The 17,529-nt window shown below is 71.9% G+C and carries 15 protein-coding genes; 12 read left to right on the top strand and 3 right to left on the bottom strand.

Annotated features, from left to right (window positions below; translation table 11 throughout):
• Nucleotides 1-31 precede the first annotated feature (31 nt).
• The 7 genes from LN042_RS07075 to LN042_RS07045 all read left to right on the top strand — a co-directional run bounded on the left by LN042_RS07075 (nt 32) and on the right by LN042_RS07045 (nt 10,206).
• A complete protein-coding gene (locus tag LN042_RS07075) occupies nt 32-1,180 on the top strand; it encodes a sensor histidine kinase (protein ID WP_230049537.1) in 1,149 nt (382 codons plus the stop codon).
• A gap of 363 nt (nt 1,181-1,543) precedes the next feature.
• A complete protein-coding gene (locus LN042_RS07070) occupies nt 1,544-5,311 on the top strand; it encodes a multifunctional oxoglutarate decarboxylase/oxoglutarate dehydrogenase thiamine pyrophosphate-binding subunit/dihydrolipoyllysine-residue succinyltransferase subunit (protein ID WP_230049535.1) in 3,768 nt (1,255 codons plus the stop codon).
• A gap of 82 nt (nt 5,312-5,393) precedes the next feature.
• Complete coding sequence (locus LN042_RS07065; protein ID WP_230049533.1) at nt 5,394-7,241, top strand: serine/threonine-protein kinase; 1,848 nt, start codon at nt 5,394-5,396, stop codon at nt 7,239-7,241.
• A gap of 51 nt (nt 7,242-7,292) precedes the next feature.
• Nucleotides 7,293-7,472: a DUF6104 family protein gene (locus tag LN042_RS07060; RefSeq protein WP_230049531.1), complete on the top strand. Its 180-nt coding sequence runs from the start codon at nt 7,293-7,295 to the stop codon at nt 7,470-7,472.
• Between the two features lie 198 nt (nt 7,473-7,670).
• Entirely contained in the window at nt 7,671-8,579 is a 909-nt protein-coding gene (locus LN042_RS07055; RefSeq protein WP_230049529.1) for a DUF4097 family beta strand repeat-containing protein, read from the top strand.
• A 6-nt stretch (nt 8,580-8,585) separates the two neighbouring features.
• Nucleotides 8,586-9,542, top strand: coding sequence for a PadR family transcriptional regulator (locus LN042_RS07050; RefSeq protein ID WP_230049527.1), 957 nt, complete (start codon nt 8,586-8,588; stop codon nt 9,540-9,542).
• 85 nt (nt 9,543-9,627) lie between these two features.
• On the top strand, nt 9,628-10,206 hold the full coding sequence (locus LN042_RS07045; RefSeq protein ID WP_230049525.1) for a Uma2 family endonuclease: 579 nt from the start codon (nt 9,628-9,630) through the stop codon (nt 10,204-10,206).
• A gap of 66 nt (nt 10,207-10,272) precedes the next feature.
• Here LN042_RS07045 and LN042_RS07040 read toward each other — a convergent pair whose 3' ends face one another.
• The gene (locus tag LN042_RS07040; protein WP_230049523.1) at nt 10,273-11,235 is read right to left on the bottom strand and encodes a zinc-binding dehydrogenase; all 963 of its coding nucleotides are present in this window, start codon (nt 11,233-11,235) and stop codon (nt 10,273-10,275) included.
• 107 nt (nt 11,236-11,342) lie between these two features.
• On the bottom strand, nt 11,343-12,539 hold the full coding sequence (locus tag LN042_RS07035) for an NAD(P)-dependent malic enzyme (RefSeq protein ID WP_308191774.1): 1,197 nt from the start codon (nt 12,537-12,539) through the stop codon (nt 11,343-11,345).
• Nucleotides 12,540-13,384: 845 nt separating this feature from the next.
• Between LN042_RS07035 and LN042_RS07030 the strand changes: the two genes are divergently transcribed.
• Entirely contained in the window at nt 13,385-14,014 is a 630-nt protein-coding gene (locus tag LN042_RS07030) for a CGNR zinc finger domain-containing protein (protein ID WP_230049521.1), read from the top strand.
• Here the strand turns inward: LN042_RS07030 and sodX are convergent.
• Nucleotides 13,998-14,477 (bottom strand): nickel-type superoxide dismutase maturation protease, encoded by a 480-nt coding sequence (sodX, locus tag LN042_RS07025; protein WP_308191776.1) that lies wholly within the window; start codon nt 14,475-14,477, stop codon nt 13,998-14,000. The genes LN042_RS07030 and sodX overlap by 17 nt on opposite strands.
• Nucleotides 14,478-14,696: 219 nt before the next feature.
• Between sodX and sodN the strand changes: the two genes are divergently transcribed.
• The 4 genes from sodN to LN042_RS07005 all read left to right on the top strand — a co-directional run.
• Nucleotides 14,697-15,092, top strand: coding sequence for a superoxide dismutase, Ni (gene sodN, locus LN042_RS07020; RefSeq protein WP_141634109.1), 396 nt, complete (start codon nt 14,697-14,699; stop codon nt 15,090-15,092).
• Nucleotides 15,093-15,116: 24 nt separating this feature from the next.
• The gene (locus tag LN042_RS07015; RefSeq protein ID WP_230049519.1) at nt 15,117-15,593 is read left to right on the top strand and encodes a GNAT family N-acetyltransferase; all 477 of its coding nucleotides are present in this window, start codon (nt 15,117-15,119) and stop codon (nt 15,591-15,593) included.
• A 230-nt stretch (nt 15,594-15,823) separates the two neighbouring features.
• Complete coding sequence (locus tag LN042_RS07010) at nt 15,824-16,246, top strand: ATP-binding protein (RefSeq protein WP_230049518.1); 423 nt, start codon at nt 15,824-15,826, stop codon at nt 16,244-16,246.
• A 381-nt stretch (nt 16,247-16,627) separates the two neighbouring features.
• Nucleotides 16,628-17,529: RNA polymerase sigma factor SigF (locus LN042_RS07005; RefSeq protein ID WP_372495692.1), on the top strand; the 902-nt coding region annotated here is incomplete at its 3' end.

Raw genomic sequence — 17,529 nt, 5'->3', positions numbered from 1 at the left:
GGGGCGCACAGGACACGGAAACCAAGTACTGATGACGAGCAGTAGCACCGAGCCCGACGACCCGGCCATCCGCCGGCGCCGACCGGACCGGTTCACCGCGCGCCTGTGGCGTGCGGTCCGACCACTCGACCCGGCCCGCTCCATCAAGGGCAAGCTGGGCCTGCTGGTCATCATCGCGGTGGCCATCGCCACCGGCCTGATGGTGATCGCGATCCACTCCGAGACCCAGGTGCGGGTGATCCTGGTCTTCTCGGTGATCGCCTCCCTCCTCTTCATGCAGGTGATGGCGCACACCCTGACCGCTCCGCTGCGCGAGATGACCGCGGCGGCCCGGGCGATGGCCGGCGGCGACTACAGCCGCCGGGTCAAGGCGGCCTCCCGGGACGAGATCGGCGAGCTGGCGACCACCTTCAACCGGATGGCCGCCGACCTGGAGGCCGCCGACCGGCACCGCCGGGAGCTGGTGGCCAACGTGTCGCACGAGCTGCGCACGCCGATCGCGGCGCTGCAGGCGGTGCTGGAGAACATGGTGGACGGCGTGGTGCCCCCGGACGGCGCCACCCTCGGCGCGGCCCTGGAGCAGACCGAGCGGCTCGGCCGGCTGGTCACCCATCTGCTCGACCTGTCCAAGCTGGACGACGGGGTGGTGCCGCTGGACGCCCGGGAGTTCGAGGTGGCCCCGTTCCTGGCGGGGGTGCTGCGCGGGCTGACCGTGGACGGCGCGACCTCCGGCGGCGCCTGGAGCCGCCGGGACGACGTGCGGCTGCGCCTGGACGTGCAGCCCGAGTGCCTGACCGCGGTGGCCGATCCGGAGCGGCTGCACCAGGTGGTGGCCAATCTGGTGGACAACGCCTGCAAGCACTCCCCGGCGGGCGGCCTGGTCACGGTGCGGGCCCGGGCCGGCCAGGGCCCGCACGCGCTGCTGCTGGAGGTCGAGGACCAGGGGCCCGGCATCCCGGCGCAGGACCGCACCCGGGTGTTCGACCGCTTCAGCCGGTCCGGCACCGCGACCGCGCAGGGCCCGGGCAGCGACGGCGGCACCGGGCTCGGCCTGGCGATCGCGCGCTGGGCGGTGGACCTGCACGGCGGGCGGATCGCGGTGGCCGACAGCGGCACCGGCTGCCTGATCCAGGTGGTGCTGCCGGGTGAGGCGTCCGCGGTGCCGCACCCGCGGCTGTGAGCCCCGCCCGGACCACCAGGACTCCCGGCCGCCGTGGACACGCCGACGAGGCGATCTGTCCATCCCGGCCAGCTTTGTCACACAATTGGGACATCTCGGATGTCGACAGCAGTTGATCGGCCACAAACGGCCGATCAGCGGGATTTTTGTCCGGTTCCGTACCGTTTTAACCGGCCAGAAGGCGTCATCCTCTTCCCCGTGGAAGCGCTCTTCTAACGCGTTTCTGCGGCCAAACTCGCTCAAAGCACTGTGATCTGGGCGACGCCGACCCCCCGGGGACTGCGCGATCACTCGCCAGGGGCGTAGCCTTAATCCCCGCTGTCCAAACATCCCAAAAGGAAGCGGAAGAGGGCGGTTGCCGCCGTGTCGCCACAGTCCCCTGAACACCCCAACAGCTCGGCAAGCTCCACTGGCTTTGGTCCCAATGAGTGGCTCGTCGACGAGATCTACCAGCAGTACCTCCAGGACCCGAACTCGGTCGACCGAGCCTGGTGGGACTTTTTCGCCGACTACAAGCCCGGTACCGAGGTGACCTCAGTGACCCAGGCCGTGACCCCGGCCGGCTCCGCGCCGGCCCCCGTCGCCGCCCCTGCCCCTGCTGCCGCCGCTGCCGCTCCGGCGCCGGCTGCCCCCGCCGCCGCCCCGGCAGCTGCGCCCGCTCCGGCGGCCGCCGCACCTGCCGCGGCCGCTCCGCTGGCAGCCCCGCCGGCCGCGCCGCCCGCGCCCAAGGCGGCCGCCGCGCCGGTCGCGCCCGCTCCCGAGAGCACCGGCCCCGAGCTGGTCCCGCTGCGTGGCCCGGCGAAGGCCGTCGCCACCAACATGGACGCCTCCCTGGAGGTGCCCACCGCGACCTCGGTGCGCGCCGTGCCCGCCAAGTTGCTGATCGACAACCGCATCGTCATCAACAACCACCTGCAGCGCGCCCGCGGCGGCAAGGTCTCGTTCACGCACCTGATCGGCTACGCCATGGTGCAGGCGATCAAGGCCAACCCCGGGATGAACCACAGCTACCAGGTCAAGGACGGCAAGTCCTTCCTGGTGAAGCCGGACCACGTCAACCTCGGTCTGGCGATCGACCTGGTGAAGCCGAACGGCGACCGCCAGCTGGTGGTCGCGGCCATCAAGAAGGCCGAGACCCTCGACTTCTTCGGCTTCTGGCAGGCCTACGAGGACATCGTCCGCCGGGCCCGCGCCAACAAGCTGACCATGGAGGACTTCACCGGCGTCACGGTCTCGCTGACCAACCCGGGCGGCATCGGCACCGTGCACTCGGTCCCGCGCCTGATGCAGGGCCAGGGCACCATCCTGGGCGTCGGCGCGATGGAGTACCCGGCGGAGTTCCAGGGCAGCTCGCAGGACACCCTGTCCCGCCTCGGCGTCTCCAAGATCATGACGCTGACCTCGACCTACGACCACCGGGTCATCCAGGGCGCCGCCTCCGGCGAGTTCCTGCGCGCGATCCACCAGCTGCTGCTGGGCGAGAACGGCTTCTACGACGAGGTCTTCGAGTCGCTGCGGATCCCGTACGAGCCGGTCCGCTGGGCCACCGACGTGGCCGCCACCCACGAGGACGAGGTCAACAAGACCGCCCGCGTGATGGAGCTGATCCACTCCTACCGGGTCCGCGGCCACCTGATGGCCGACACCGACCCGCTGGAGTACAAGCAGCGCAAGCACCCCGACCTGGACGTGACCACGCACGGCCTCACCCTGTGGGACCTGGAGCGGGAGTTCGCGGTCGGCGGCTTCGGCGGCCAGAAGATGATGAAGCTCCGCGACATCCTCGGCCTGCTGCGCAACACCTACTGCCGCACCGTCGGCATCGAGTACATGCACATCCAGGACCCGAAGCAGCGCAAGTGGCTGCAGGAGCGCCTGGAGAAGCCGTACACCAAGCCGGAGCGCGAGGAGCAGCTGCGCATCCTGCGCCGGCTGAACTCCGCGGAGGCCTTCGAGACCTTCCTGCAGACCAAGTACGTCGGCCAGAAGCGGTTCTCGCTGGAGGGCGGCGAGTCGCTGATCCCGCTGCTCGACGCCACCATCGACGCGGCCGCCGAGCACCGCCTCGACGAGGCCGTGATCGGCATGGCCCACCGCGGCCGCCTCAACGTGCTGGCCAACATCGTCGGCAAGCCGTACGGCAAGATCTTCGGCGAGTTCGAGGGCAACCTGGACCCGAAGTCGATGCACGGCTCCGGCGACGTGAAGTACCACCTGGGCTCTGAGGGCACCTTCACCGGCCTGGACGGCGAGACCATCAAGGTGTCGCTGGCCGCCAACCCGTCCCACCTGGAGACGGTGGACCCGGTGGTCGAGGGCATCGCCCGGGCCAAGCAGGACATCCTGGACCAGGGCGGCACGACCTTCCCGGTGCTGCCGATCCAGATCCACGGCGACGCGGCCTTCGCCGGCCAGGGCGTGGTCGCGGAGACCCTGAACATGTCGCAGCTGCGCGGCTACCGCACCGGCGGCACCGTGCACGTCGTGGTGAACAACCAGGTCGGCTTCACCGCCGCCCCGGCCTCCAGCCGCTCCTCCACGTACTGCACCGACGTGGCCCGGATGATCGAGGCCCCGATCTTCCACGTGAACGGCGACGACCCGGAGGCCGTGGTCCGCGTCGCGCGGCTCGCCTTCGAGTTCCGCCAGGCGTTCCACAAGGACGTCGTGATCGACCTCATCTGCTACCGCCGCCGCGGTCACAACGAGGCCGACAACCCGTCGTTCACCCAGCCGCTGATGTACGACCTGATCGACAAGAAGCGCTCGGTGCGCAAGCTCTACACCGAGGGCCTGATCGGTCGCGGCGACATCACCATGGAAGAGGCGGAGCAGGCGCTCCAGGACTTCCAGGGCCAGCTGGAGAAGGTCTTCGCCGAGGTCCGCGACGCCGCCACCGCCCAGGCCCCGGCCCCGGCCGGCCGCCCGGTGGCGGACTTCCCGGTCAGCATCCAGACCGGCATCTCCCAGGAGATGGTCAAGCGGATCGCCGCCTCGCAGACCAACCTGCCCGAGTGGCTGACCGTGCACCCGCGCCTGCTGCCGCAGCTGCAGCGCCGCGCCGCCTCGATCGAGGACAACACCATCGACTGGGCCACCGGCGAGATGCTCGCCATCGGCTCGCTGCTGATGGAGGGCCACCCGGTCCGCCTGGCCGGCCAGGACAGCCGCCGCGGCACCTTCGGCCAGCGCCACGCGGTGCTGATCGACCGGGTCACCGGCGAGGACTACACCCCGCTGCTCTACCTGACCGAGGACCAGGCCCGGTTCACCGTCTACGACAGCCTGCTGTCCGAGTACGCGGCGATGGGCTTCGAGTACGGCTACTCGCTGACCCGCCCGAACGCGCTGGTCATGTGGGAGGCGCAGTTCGGTGACTTCGTCAACGGCGCGCAGACCGTCGTCGACGAGTACATCGCCTCGGCCGAGCAGAAGTGGGGCCAGCACTCCGGTGTCACCCTGCTGCTGCCGCACGGCATGGAGGGCCAGGGCCCGGACCACTCGTCCGCCCGCCCGGAGCGCTTCCTGCAGCTGTGCGCGGACAACAACATCACCGTCGCCATGCCGACGCTGCCGTCGAACTACTTCCACCTGCTGCGCTGGCAGGTGCACAACCCGCACCACAAGCCGCTGGTCGTCTTCACCCCGAAGTCGATGCTGCGCCTGAAGGCCGCGGCCAGCTCGGCGGAGGAGTTCACCTCGGGCTCGTTCCGTCCGGTGATCGGCGACACCACGGTGGACCCGAAGCAGGTCCGCAAGGTGGTCATCACCGCCGGCAAGTTCTACTACGACCTGGAGGCGGCCCGCGCCGAGCGCGGCATCACCGACACGGCGATCGTCCGGGTCGAGCGGCTCTACCCGCTGCCGATCGCGGAGCTCCAGGAGGAGCTGGCCCGCTACGGCGAGGACGTCCAGTTCGTCTGGGCCCAGGAGGAGCCGGCCAACCAGGGTGCCTGGCCGTTCATCGCGATGAACCTGGTCGACCACCTGGACGTGGTGATCGGCCGCAAGGCCGGCGCCGCCCGCCTGCGCCGGGTGGCCCGTCCGGCGGCCTCGGCCCCGGCGGTCGGCTCGGCCAAGCGCCACGCCGTCGAGCAGCAGGCCGTGATCGACGAGGTCTTCGCGATCTGACGGGCCGTGCCCTGACGTCACGTCAATGAGGCCGCGGGGCCCGCTCCGACCACGGAGCGGGCCCCGCGCTAATCTCTGCGCCATGCCTGCCGATCAGTCGCCTTCCGCCATGCCCCCGCCGCCGGTCTTCCAGCCGCTGCTGCCGGACGATCCGGCCGAGGTGGCCGGCTACCGGCTGTTCGCCCGACTCGGCGCCGGCGGGATGGGCCGGGTCTACCTCTCGTACACGCCCGGCGGTCGGCCGGTGGCCCTCAAGGTGGTCCGGCCCGAGTTCGCCGAGGACCCGGAGTTCCGCCGCAGGTTCGCCCAGGAGGTGGCCAACGCCCAGCGGATCCACGGCCTCTACACCGCCCAGGTGATCGACTCCGGCACCACCGCCGAGGCGCCCTGGCTGGTCACCGCCTACGTACCGGGCCCCTCGCTGCAACAGGTGGTGCGTGAGCACGGCCCGCTGCCGGTGCGCACGGCGCTGTTGCTGCTGGGCGGCGTGGCCGAGGCGCTGCAGGCGATCCACAGCGTCGGCGTGGTGCACCGCGACCTCAAGCCGGCCAATGTGCTGGTGGCCGCGGACGGGCCGCGGGTGATCGACTTCGGCATCGCGCGGGCCGCCGACGCCACCGCGCTGACCGGCACCGGCTACCGGATCGGCTCGCCCGCCTTCATGGCGCCCGAGCAGGCCCAGGGCAGCGCGATCACCCCCGCCACCGACGTCTTCGCGCTCGGCGCGCTCACCGCCTACGTGGCGAGCGGGGTGCAGCCGTTCGGCGAGGGGCCGGAGACCGCGGTGCTCTACCGGGTGGTGCACGAGCAGCCTGACCTGGACGGCGTACCGGGCGAGCTGCGCGAGCTGCTGCTGCGCTGCCTGGCCAAGTCGCCCGGGGAGCGGCCGATACCCGCCGAGATCATCGAGGTGGCCCGCAACCACCCGGCGGTGGGCGGACAGCTGCGGTTCGCCGACGACTGGCTGCCGTCACCGGTGAACACCGAGATCACCCGGCGCTCGGACCTGCCGCGCAACCCGCCGCGGTCGCAGCCGCCGATGCCGAGCACGCCGCCGGTGCCGAGCGCACCGCCCGCACCGCCGGTGGTGCCGCCGACCGCGGTCGCCACGGCGGTCGAACCGCCGACCGCTCCGCCCCCGCAGGCCCCGGCCGCCGAGGCGTTCACCGCTGCGCGGCAGCGGCCGACCGTGCAGCTGCCCGCACCGCCGCTCGCCCCGGTGCCGGCGGCGGCCGGGAAGCGCCGCGGGGTCTCCTGGCGGACCCTGCTGACGGTCGCCCTGGTGATGGCGCTCGGCGGTGCGCTGACCGGTGTGCTGCTCTCCCGGGGCAGCTCCGGCCCGAAGGCGGGCGGCTCCACCGGCAACCCCGCGGGCGGCGGGCCGCAGCAGACGGTCGACGCCCCCGCCACGCCGACCGCCGGCGACTCCCCGGTGGCCGCCCCGGACACGCCCGACGGCACCGCCACGCCCAGCGGCGGGGTCTCGGCCACCGGCGGCCCGGCCGGCTGGTCGCCGCTGGTGAGCAAGGTGGAGCTGGACATCCCGGCCACCGAGTACGCCAGCGACGCCTACCGGGTGGACCTGACCGCCGGCAAGCTGATCGCCTCCGGCACCAGTGGCAAGTGGGTGCTGGGGCTGCACAACACCGGCAGCGCCAGCGGCAGCCGGGCCAACACCTTCGCCAGCGACGGTGACGACGACTCGGACTTCGCGGTGATCACCGACGCCTCGGTGACGCCCAGCCAGTGCAACACCGCGATCGACACCCACCCCGACTCCGACCTGACCTTCGGCCACGCCGCTGCCGGCCGGCTGCTCTGCGTCCGGGACCGCTCGACGCACAACATCGCGATCGCCGCGATCGAGGTGGCCAACGAGCAGACCGGCGAGGTCAAGCTCTCGGTGAGCACCTGGCAGGGCAGCGACTGAGCGCGTCTATCCTGGCCCCCGTAGCCGACCCTGAGATTCCGGAGCAGAACCGTGTACTTCACCGACCGCGGCATCGAGGAGCTGGAGAGCCGGCGCGGCGACGAGGAGGTCACCTTCGAGTGGCTGGCCGAGCGCCTGCGGGAGTTCGTCGACCTCAACCCCGACTTCGAGGTCCCCGTCGAGCGGCTGGCCACCTGGCTGGCCCGGCTGGACGACGAGGACGACGACTGACGACCCGCGCGACACGGCGCACGCACGAGGGCCCGGGAGGCAACCGCCTCCCGGGCCCTTCGCAATTCGGCGCGGCGGAGCACTTGACTCCACCGCCACGCGATATATCGTGTTTCTCGGAAGACGCGATACATCGCGACTTGCCGGATCGTCGCCACTCCAGCGTACGACGGCGCCCACCAACGGGAGGCTTCAGAGATGAACCAGTGGACGGTCAGCGAGCCGGACGGCATCGTCCTGGACGAGTCGGTGCACTCGGCGCAGGTGCGGTTGATCGCCGGCACGCTCAACGTGGTGGCCGCCGAGGGTCCGAGCCGGATCGAGGTCACCGAGCTCAAGGGCGAGCCGCTGCAGATCAGCCTGGTCGACGGGGTGCTGACGGTGACCTACCAGCACCTCTCCTGGAGTGACTTCGGCTTCGGCGGCCAGCTGAAGACGATGGACGCGATCAAGGACGGGTTCAAGGACCTGGTCGGCTCCCTCAAGCGCAAGCGCCGGTCCCGCGCCGTGGTGACGCTGACCCTGCCGGCCGACGCCGTGGTGAAGTTGGGCTCGGTCTCCGCCGACACCACCGTCTCCGGCCTGCGGGCCGACACCGCGGTGTACGCGATCACGGGTGCCACCACCCTGGTCGGCCTGGCCGGCAAGACGGAGGCCAACTCGGTCTCCGGCGACGTGGACGCCCAGTCGGTCGGCGGCGAGCTGAAGGTCAAGACGGTCAGCGGCGATCTGACGGTGCTGGCCGGCACCGCCACCACGGTCCGCGCCAACACCGTGAGCGGCGCGGTCACCCTGGACCTCGCCGGGGGCGCGCCGGCGGACGTGCGGGCCAACACCGTCAGCGGCGACGTCGCGATCCGGCTCCCCCGCCCCGGCGACACCAAGGTCGAGGCGGGCAGCACCAGCGGCAAGTTCTCCACCGCCTTCGAGGAGTTGACGCTCGGCGGCACCTGGGGCAGCCAGCGGCTCACCGGCACCCTCGGCGCGGGCAGCGGCTCGCTGGAGGTGACCACCATCTCCGGCTCCGTCTCGGTGCTGGCCCGCCCGGATGACGAGGGCCCGAGCCTGGTCAAGGAACTGACCGACGGTTCGGACCGGACGGAGTGACCCGGCATGAGTAACGTCTTCGCCCACGGCCGCCTGCGGCTCTACCTGTTGAAGCTGCTGGCCGACTCGCCCCGGCACGGCTACGAGGTGATCCGCCTGCTGGAGGAGCGCTTCCAGGGCCACTACGCGCCCTCCGCCGGCACCGTCTACCCCCGGCTGGCCAAGCTGGAGCGGGAGGGCCTGGTGGAGCACTCCACCGAGGGCGGCCGCAAGGTCTACCGGATCACCGACACCGGCCGCGACGAACTGATGAGCCGCCAGGCCGACTTGGCCCGCCTCGAAGCGGAGATCGACGCCTCGGTGACCCAACTCGCCGACGCGATCCGGGCGGACGTCCGGGACTCGGCCAAGGAGCTGCGCGAGGAGCTGCGCAACGCGGCCCGCAGCGCCCGCCGCCCCGAGAGCCCCGGTTGGGCCGACGCGGCCGGCTGGCAGCGCACCAAGGAGGAGTTCGCCGAGTTCAAGGCCCAGGCCAAGCGGGCCAAGGAACAGGAGAAGGCCGCCAAGGAGCAGGCCAAACTGGCCAAGGAGGAGGCCCGCAAGGCCCGTGAGCAGTCCCAGGCGGTCCGCCAGGCGGCCCAGCAGGAGGCATTGCGGATCAAGAAGCGGGTGGAGCAGCAGTTCCGGGAGCACGTCGGCAACGGCGACTGGCCGACCGGCCTGACCGAGGGCCTGGGCGAACTCACCCGCGGGCTGGCCGGCTTGGCCGACCCGGCCCGCTGGGGCTCCGGCTCCGCCGAGGCCAAGGTGGACCTCGGCAAGGAGCCCCCGCAGGACCTGCCCGACTGGGCCCGCACCGAGCCGGACGGCGACCCGGCCCGCGAACTCGACCGGCTCCTCGACCGGTTCCGCGACCAGGTGCGCGACGCCGCCCGGGACGGCGGCGGAGTCACCGAGGAGCAGCTCTGGGAGGCCCGCGCCGTGCTGACGGGCGCGGCCGAGCGGCTGCGCCGGCTGCTCTGACGGGCGACCGGGTGGGGCGGTCGGGAACTCCGACCGCCCCACCCGGCATGCTCGGAGGAGACTCCCACCCGCGAGGAGAGCACCGATGGACCCCGACGAGATCCGCCGCTTGCGCCAGGTCGCCGATCAACTCGCCGATTTCGCGGAGCGCTTGGAGGACGGCTGGAAGGTCGAGATCGCCGAGGGGCAGATCTCCTTCGTGATGAGGAGCCCCAGCCTTCCGCACGGAGTCAACGTCCGGGTACTGCGCCGGCAGATCGAGGCGCAGACCCCGCACGTCTTCGCCATCAACGGCACCGACGCCGAGGACCCCGTCACCGGGCTCAGCAAGGTACCGGACCTGATGGCGATCGCGGAGGCCGATCTCGACCACAGCCAACGGAAGGCCGACTCCCGCCGCCTGCTGCTCGTCGCCGAGGTGGTGTCCCCCCGGAATCCGAACAACGACCTGCGCGAGAAGCTGGAGGACTACCCGCGCATGGGCGTCCCCGTCTACGTCGTGGTGGATCCGCGCAACGGCAGCGTCACCGTGCACAGTGAGCCCAAGGAGGGCCCCGACGGCCTGCGCTACCGCTCCTCGATCCCCTACGCCTTCGGCGAGCCGGTGCCGGCGGGCCAGTGGACCTTCGACACCGCCGACCTGGTCCGCTACCCGTCGGCCTGACCGGCCCGAGCGCCGCTCGGACCTCGCCGGCGCTCGAACCTCGCCGGCGCTCGGACCGGCCCGGTGTCAGGGCTGCAGCACCAGCTTGCCGAAGACGTCGCCCTTGGCCAGGCGGGCGAAGGCGTCGCGGGCCTCGGTGAGCGGGTGGACGGCATCGATCACCGGGCGGATGCCGGTGGTGGCGCAGAGCGAGAGCAGTCCGGCCAGCTCCTCCTTGGTGCCCATGGTGGAGCCCACCACCTTGAGTTCCAGGAAGAAGATCCGGTTCAGCTCGGCGGCCTTGGGGTTCGGCCCGGAGGTGGCGCCGGAGATGACGATGATGCCGCCGGGGCGCAGCGCCTTGACCGAGTGCGACCAGGTGGCCGCGCCGACCGTCTCCAGCACCGCGTGCACCCGCTCGGGCAGCCGGGCACCGCTCTCGAAGACCGCGTCGGCACCCAGCGCGAGCGCCCGGTCCCGCTTGGCCGCGTCCCGCCCGGTGACCCAGACCCGCAGGCCGGCGGCCTTGCCCAGGACGATCAGCGCGGTGGCCACCCCGCCGCCGGCGCCCTGCACCAGCACGGTCTGGCCCGGCGCCACGCCGGCGTTGGTGAAGAGCATCCGGTAGGCCGTGAGCCAGGCGGTGGGCAGGCAGGCGGCCTCCTCGAAGGAGAGCTCGGCCGGCTTGGGCAGCAGGTTCCAGGTGGGCACCGCGACCCGCTGGGCGAAGGTGCCCTGGTAGCGCTCGGTCAGGATGGAGCGCGGTTCGTCGGGGCCGACCCCGTGGCCGCTCTGGCCGATCACCGAGTGGATGACCACCTCGTTGCCGTGCTCGTCGATCCCGGCGGCGTCGCAGCCCAGGATCATCGGCAGCCGCTCGGCGGGCAGTCCCACGCCGCGCAGCGACCAGAGGTCGTGGTGGTTGAGCGAGGCGGCCTTGACGGTCACCACGCTCCAGCCCGGGCGCGCCTCGGGCTCGGGGAGCTCCCCGAGTTCGAGTCCGGTCAGGGGATCGTCGGGGTCGATGCGGGCGGCGTAGGCGGCGAACATGGTCCGGACACTAGCCGCCGACGGGCGGGGCCCGGAACCACGCCGGAGTGTGACCTCCACCGCGTGTCCCGGGCCCGCTGCCAACCGGGTGTCAGCTCGTCGGATCGTCAGATCCGGGCGACGCCCTCGTGGCGGGCGGCTTCGGCGACCGCCTTGCTCACCGCAGGCGCCACTCGCGCGTCGAACGGCGAGGGGATCACCTTCTGCGGCGTCAGCTCCTCGGCCACCACGCCGGCCAGGGCCTCGGCGGCGGCCAGCTTCATGCCCTCGGAGATGCGCGAGGCCCGCACCGAGAGCGCACCGGCGAAGATGCCGGGGAAGGCCAGCACGTTGTTGATCTGGTTGGGGAAGTCGGAGCGGCCGGTGGCGACCACCGAGGCGTACTTGTGGGCGACCTCGGGGTGGATCTCCGGGTTGGGGTTGGCCATCGCGAAGATGAAGCAGCCCGGTGCCATGGTGGCCACGACCTCCTCCGGCACGGTGCCGCCGGAGACGCCGATGAAGACGTCGGCGCCGGCCAGCGCGTCGGCCAGCGAGCCGGTCTTGCCGCTCTTGTTGGTGAGCGCGGCGATCTCGGCCTTGACGTCGGTGAGGTCGGCGCGCCCCTGGTGGACCACGCCGCGGCGGTCGCACAGCGCCACGTCGCCGATCCCGGCGGCCACCAGCATCTTGGCGATCGCGATGCCGGCCGCGCCGGCGCCGGAGATCACGGCCCGCAGGTCGCCGATCTTCCGGTCGGTCACCCGGGCCGCGTTCCACAGGGCGGCGGTGGTGACGATCGCGGTGCCGTGCTGGTCGTCGTGGAAGACCGGGATGTCCAGCGCCTCCTGGAGGCGGCGCTCGATCTCGAAGCAACGCGGCGCCGAGATGTCCTCCAGGTTGACGCCGCCGAACGACGGGGCCAACCGGATCACGGTCTCGACGATCTCGTCGACGTCCGTGCAGTCCAGCGCGATCGGCACCGCGTCGACACCGCCGAACTGCTTGAACAGGATGGCCTTGCCCTCCATCACCGGGAGCGAGGCTGCCGGGCCGATGTCGCCCAGGCCCAGCACGGCGGTGCCGTCGGTGACCACCGCGACCGTGTTGGCCACCCAGGTGTAGTCGTGGACGAGCTCCGGCTGCTCGGCGATGGCAGTGCAGACCCGGGCCACTCCCGGGGTGTAGGCGAGGGACAGGTCGTCCGCGTCGCGCACCGGCACGGTCGCGGCGACCGCCATCTTGCCGCCCCGATGGAGTGCGAACACGGCGTCGACCGGATCCTCGGGATCCGAGGAACGGGGGTGAATGATCTCCGCTGCCACGATGACCTCTTCGTCATTAGTAGATCAGCGAGGGCGAGCAGCCGATGGCCGGTGACCGTTCCGGGGGATGCTGAAACACCGGGGACTCGCGCGAGCGGGCCCGGAGCCGGGTGGTCGGGCGGCCGCCAGCGGGTCGCCCTCGTATGAGGGATTTTTTGGGGATGCAGCTGCGCGCTGCGGTCCGAACGACGCTTCGGTGCCGCGGATACGGAGTCGGCGTCGTCGACTTCCGGTCCTCGACACCCCGGCTCTGTGGCGAGCCGGCGGTTACTGGCTGGTATCGGGGGTCACCCGATAGGTGATTCTGACACAGTGCCCCGAAGCCCGGCAGACCGGCCCGGAGAGACGAAGACCACGTCTGCCGACGGGCGGGAACGGACCGCCGCCGAGGATCCGTCCAGGCGGAACGCGCCCGGGCGAGCGGCTCCCTCTACGCATTTTTGACCGCACTGGTGCTCGGCTCAAGGGTTCGGCGGTGGGACCGTCTCCTGCACCACCTCGGCGGAGGGTGGGCCCAACCGCTCACTCACAGTCACCGCGGCAGTCCGCCTGAGGCTCGATCCCCGATCCGACCGCCGTCCCCACGCCGGCCGCCCAGGTCCCGGCCGCGGTCAAGCCCAGCGGCAAGCTGGTGGTCGGTGTCGACGCCTCCTACGCGCCCGACGAGTTCAAGGACGACAGCGGCCGCATCCAGGGCATGGACGTCGGGTGCTCACCGATCCGCGGCACGAGAGGACCAGGGCGTTCTCCAAGGTCCTCTGACCAGAGTCCTCCGCAGTGCCCGGAACCCGAACGGCGTAATAGGCTTGAGGCGACTCACCCGTTACCGCTCCCTCGGAGGACCCGTGGAGCTCTCCAGTTACGCCGATTACGCCGTCCGGCTGGTCAACAGCGAGGAGCCGGAGCGCGGCACCGACTCGCTGGTCAGCGTGGATGCCGTGCGCGGCCTCTTCAGCTACCCCGAGTCCGGTGCCGCCCTGCTCACCGGCCCGGACGACGTGCCGCTGATGCGGGAGCTGCGGAGCCGGCTGCGGGCCGTCTTCGAGGAGGCCGCCGCCGGTCACGAGCTGGTGGCGGTCGGCCTGCTCAACGGGCTGCTCGCCGACTACCCGGTCAGCCCCCAGATCTCGGGGCACGACTACCTCGACGAGAGCGGCCGCCCCCGCTGGCACCTGCACCTGGCCGACAACGCGCCCAGCGCCGTCGCCAACTTCGCCGCGGTGGCCTGCATGGGCCTGGCCATCCACCTGACCGAGCTGGGCGCGGACCGGCTGGGCATCTGCCAGGCGACGCCGTGCCGCAACGCCTACCTGGACACCTCGACCAACCGCTCCCGGCGGTACTGCTCGGACCGCTGCGCGACCCGGGCCAACGTGGCGGCCTACCGGGCGCGCAAGCGGGCGGAAGCCGCCCAGGCGGCGCAGCCGGCCCCGGCCGACTCCGAGCAGGCCCGGGCCGCTAGCGCGACGGACTGAGCCGGCCCCGGAACACCCCCAACCGGGCCGCCAGCCCCGGCACCCGGCCCAGCGGCCAGCGGCACAGCAGCCGCTCCAGCCAGTGGGCCGGGGCCAGCCACCCCACGCTGGGGCTGACCCGCAGCAGCACCCGGCCGAGCACCAGCTCCTGGGGCACGGCGCCGAAGTCCCGGCTGTCGTTGCCCAGGAACTGATTGTCCGACAGCAGCCACCAGCCCTTGGCGCGCCGTTCGGCGGCGCGCTTGACCACCAGCAGGTCCTGGCGCATCGGATGGCGGACCAGCACGACCGCGCCGGCGCGGATCCGGGCGCCGTACTTCACCACCACCTTGTCGCCGTCGTACAGGGTCGGGACCATCGAGGGCCCGTCCACGTCGACCAGTCCGAACGGCAAGAGTCCGCCACCCGTGCGGACCACGGGTTCTGGGCCTGCGTCAGTGTCGCGCCGCCGCAGTGCCGCCATGCTGCCCACCTCCTCGTCGTGCCACGTCCCGTCGGGCAATGTCAGGAACGTGCCGAGCACCGTCACCCGTTCCAGGGAAAGCATCCCGCATCGACAACGTGTGCCCGTTATCGACCGGTTCCGAATCGGCCTTTTGCCTTAGGACCCCGTCCCAACCATGAGATCCCGCATCCGGCGGGGTAATCTCGGCGCGGGAAGACGATCTAAGGAAGGACTCCCATGTTCTCTCGTCTGTTTGCGCCGCGGGTCACCGCTCACGCCCACTGCGACCTGCCCTGCGGTGTCTACGACCCGGCCCAGGCCCGGATCGAGGCCGAGTCGGTGAAGGCCACTCAGGAGAAGTACCAGGCCAACGAGGACGCCGGCTTCCGCACGCGCGCCATCATCATCAAGGAGCAGCGCGCCGAGGCCGTCAAGCACCACCTGTCGGTGCTGTGGAGCGACTACTTCAAGGCCCCGCACTTCGAGAAGTACCCGGAGCTGCACGACCTGTTCAACCGCGCCCTGAAGGCCGCCTCGGCCACCAAGGCGTCCAACGACCCGGCCACCGGCCAGGCCCTGCTCGACCTGATCGCCGAGATCGACAAGATCTTCTGGGAGACCAAGAAGGCCTGAGCCCGCTCGCGCGTCCTCGGCGGCATGATCCGGAACGCAGTCGTCGACGACGTACCCACCATCATCGAGCTGATCCGCGAACTGGCCGACTACGAGCAGGCGCTGCCCGAGGCGAAGGCCACCGAGGAGCAGCTGCGGGAGGCGCTGTTCGGCCCGGCGCCCGCGGTCTTCGGGCTGATCGCCGAGGACGACGCCACCGGCGAGACCGTCGGCTTCGCGCTCTGGTTCCGCAACTTCTCGACCTGGACGGGCACCCACGGGATCTACCTGGAGGACCTCTACGTGCGTCCGCGGGCCCGCGGCGGCGGGTACGGCAAGGCCCTGCTCACCGAGCTGGCCCGGATCGCCGTCGAGCGCGGCTACAGTCGGTTCGAGTGGAGCGTACTGGACTGGAACGAGCCGGCGGTCGGCTTCTACAAGTCGCTGGGCGCCGAGCCGATGGACGAGTGGACGGTCCACCGGCTTTCCGGTGACGCGCTGCGCGGGCTGGGCGGCGGCTGACCAGCGCCCCCGATGGACCCCGGGCGGGCGAATCGGGTCGCGGGTCGCGACATCTCTCGGCCGATCGCGGTAACGTCTCGGCGGACGGCCCGCGTCGTCGCCACCAGGCTGGGTAGGACACGGGACGTACCGCACCACCCCTCAAGACAGTTGGGGCGAAGCAGTTGAGCCATGCAACAGAACGTGCCCAGGCCCCGGCCCAAGCACAGCGCGTCACCCAGGAGGTGAGGGTGTCCCAGATCGACGGCGCTCCCGAGGAGCCGGCGGCGAACGACTTCGTGGAGGTCCGGCTGCCGGCCCAGGGGGCGTACCTCTCGGTGCTGCGGACGGCCACGGCCGGTCTCGCGGCACGGCTGGACTTCACTCTCGACGAGATCGAGGACCTGCGGATCGCGGTGGACGAGGCCTGCGCGATCCTGCTCCAGCAGGCGGTGCCCGGATCGGTGCTGTCGTGCGAGTTCCGCCTGGTCGGGGACGCCCTGCGGGTCACCGTCTCGGCGCCGACCACCGACGGCCGGGCCCCGGAACGGGACACCTTCGCCTGGACGGTGCTCTCGGCGCTGGCCGGCGAGGTGGAGTCCTCGGTGGCCGACGACCAGACGGTCAGCATCAGTCTGCGCAAGAAGCGCGGCGGAACCCTGCTGCAGCCGTGAACCGTGATCCGGCCCGGGGCCGGACCAACCGCAACGTCCGGGCGAGGCCGGACCGACCGGCGCGTCCGGCCCGCGGCCGGACGTTCCGCGACCCGGTCACTCCCGTCACGGGGCCGGGTCGCGGAACAATCGATGTGACGGCCCGGCCGCGTCGGCGGTCCGGGCACTCCCGGAACGGAACGGGGGATCACCGTGAGTGATCTGGATCGCAACTCCGCCGTCGGGCCCCGGCCCGTGGACGGCCTGCCGACGGACGTCCCGTCCGACGGTGGCCCGGCCGCGCGCCCAGCGGCCGCCCGGCGCCCCACCGTCCCGGCGCAGTCCGGCGGGCCCGAGCCGGAGCCCGCCTCCCGAGACGCTGACCCGAAGGACGCCCAGCGGATGAGCCAGCCCACCGACCCGACGCCGGACCCGGCGTCCGACGACGCCCACCCGCAGGCGGGAGGGGCGGTGCGGGACGCGGACGAGGAGCTGGCCGAGGCGGTGCGGGCCGCGCTGCCCGCCCAGGGCGCCGACCGGCACCGGACCGCGGCCCCGGACCGGGAGGCGGCCCGGGCCCTGTTCATCCAGCTGGCCACGCTGCCCGAGGGCTCCGCGGAGCGGGTAGAGCTGCGCAACCAACTGGTCCGGATGCACATCCCGCTGGTCGAGCACCTGGCCCGGCGGTTCCGCAACCGGGGCGAGCCGCTGGACGACCTGACCCAGGTGGCCACCATCGGCCTGATCAAGTCGGTGGACCGGTTCGACCACGAGCGCGGGGTGGAGTTCTCCACCTACGCCACGCCGACCATCGTGGGCGAGATCAAGCGGCACTTCCGGGACAAGGGCTGGGCGGTGCGGGTGCCGCGCCGGCTGCAGGAGCTGCGGCTGTCGCTGACCACCGCGACCAGTGAGCTCTCCCAGCGGCACGGCCGCTCCCCCACGGTGCACGAGCTGGCCGAGCACCTGGGCATCTCGGAGGAGGACGTGCTGGAGGGCCTGGAGTCGGCCAACGCCTACTCCACGCTCTCACTGGACGTGCCGGACAGCGACGACGAGTCGCCGGCCGTGGCGGACACCCTGGGCGCCACCGACGAGGCGCTGGAGGGGGTCGAGTACCGCGAGTCGCTCAAGCCGCTGCTGGCCCAACTTCCGCAGCGCGAGCAGAAGATCCTGGTCCTGCGGTTCTTCCGGAACATGACGCAGTCTCAGATCGCCGCCGAGGTGGGCATCTCCCAGATGCACGTGTCGCGCCTGCTGGCCCGCACGCTCGCCCAACTGCGCGACAAACTGCTGGTCGAGGA

The sequence above is a fragment of the Kitasatospora humi genome (genome assembly GCF_020907985.1).
Lineage (GTDB): Bacteria > Actinomycetota > Actinomycetes > Streptomycetales > Streptomycetaceae > Kitasatospora > Kitasatospora humi.
The sequence above is the reverse complement of the archived record's forward strand: the minus strand, read 5'-3'. Positions and strand labels throughout refer to the sequence as shown.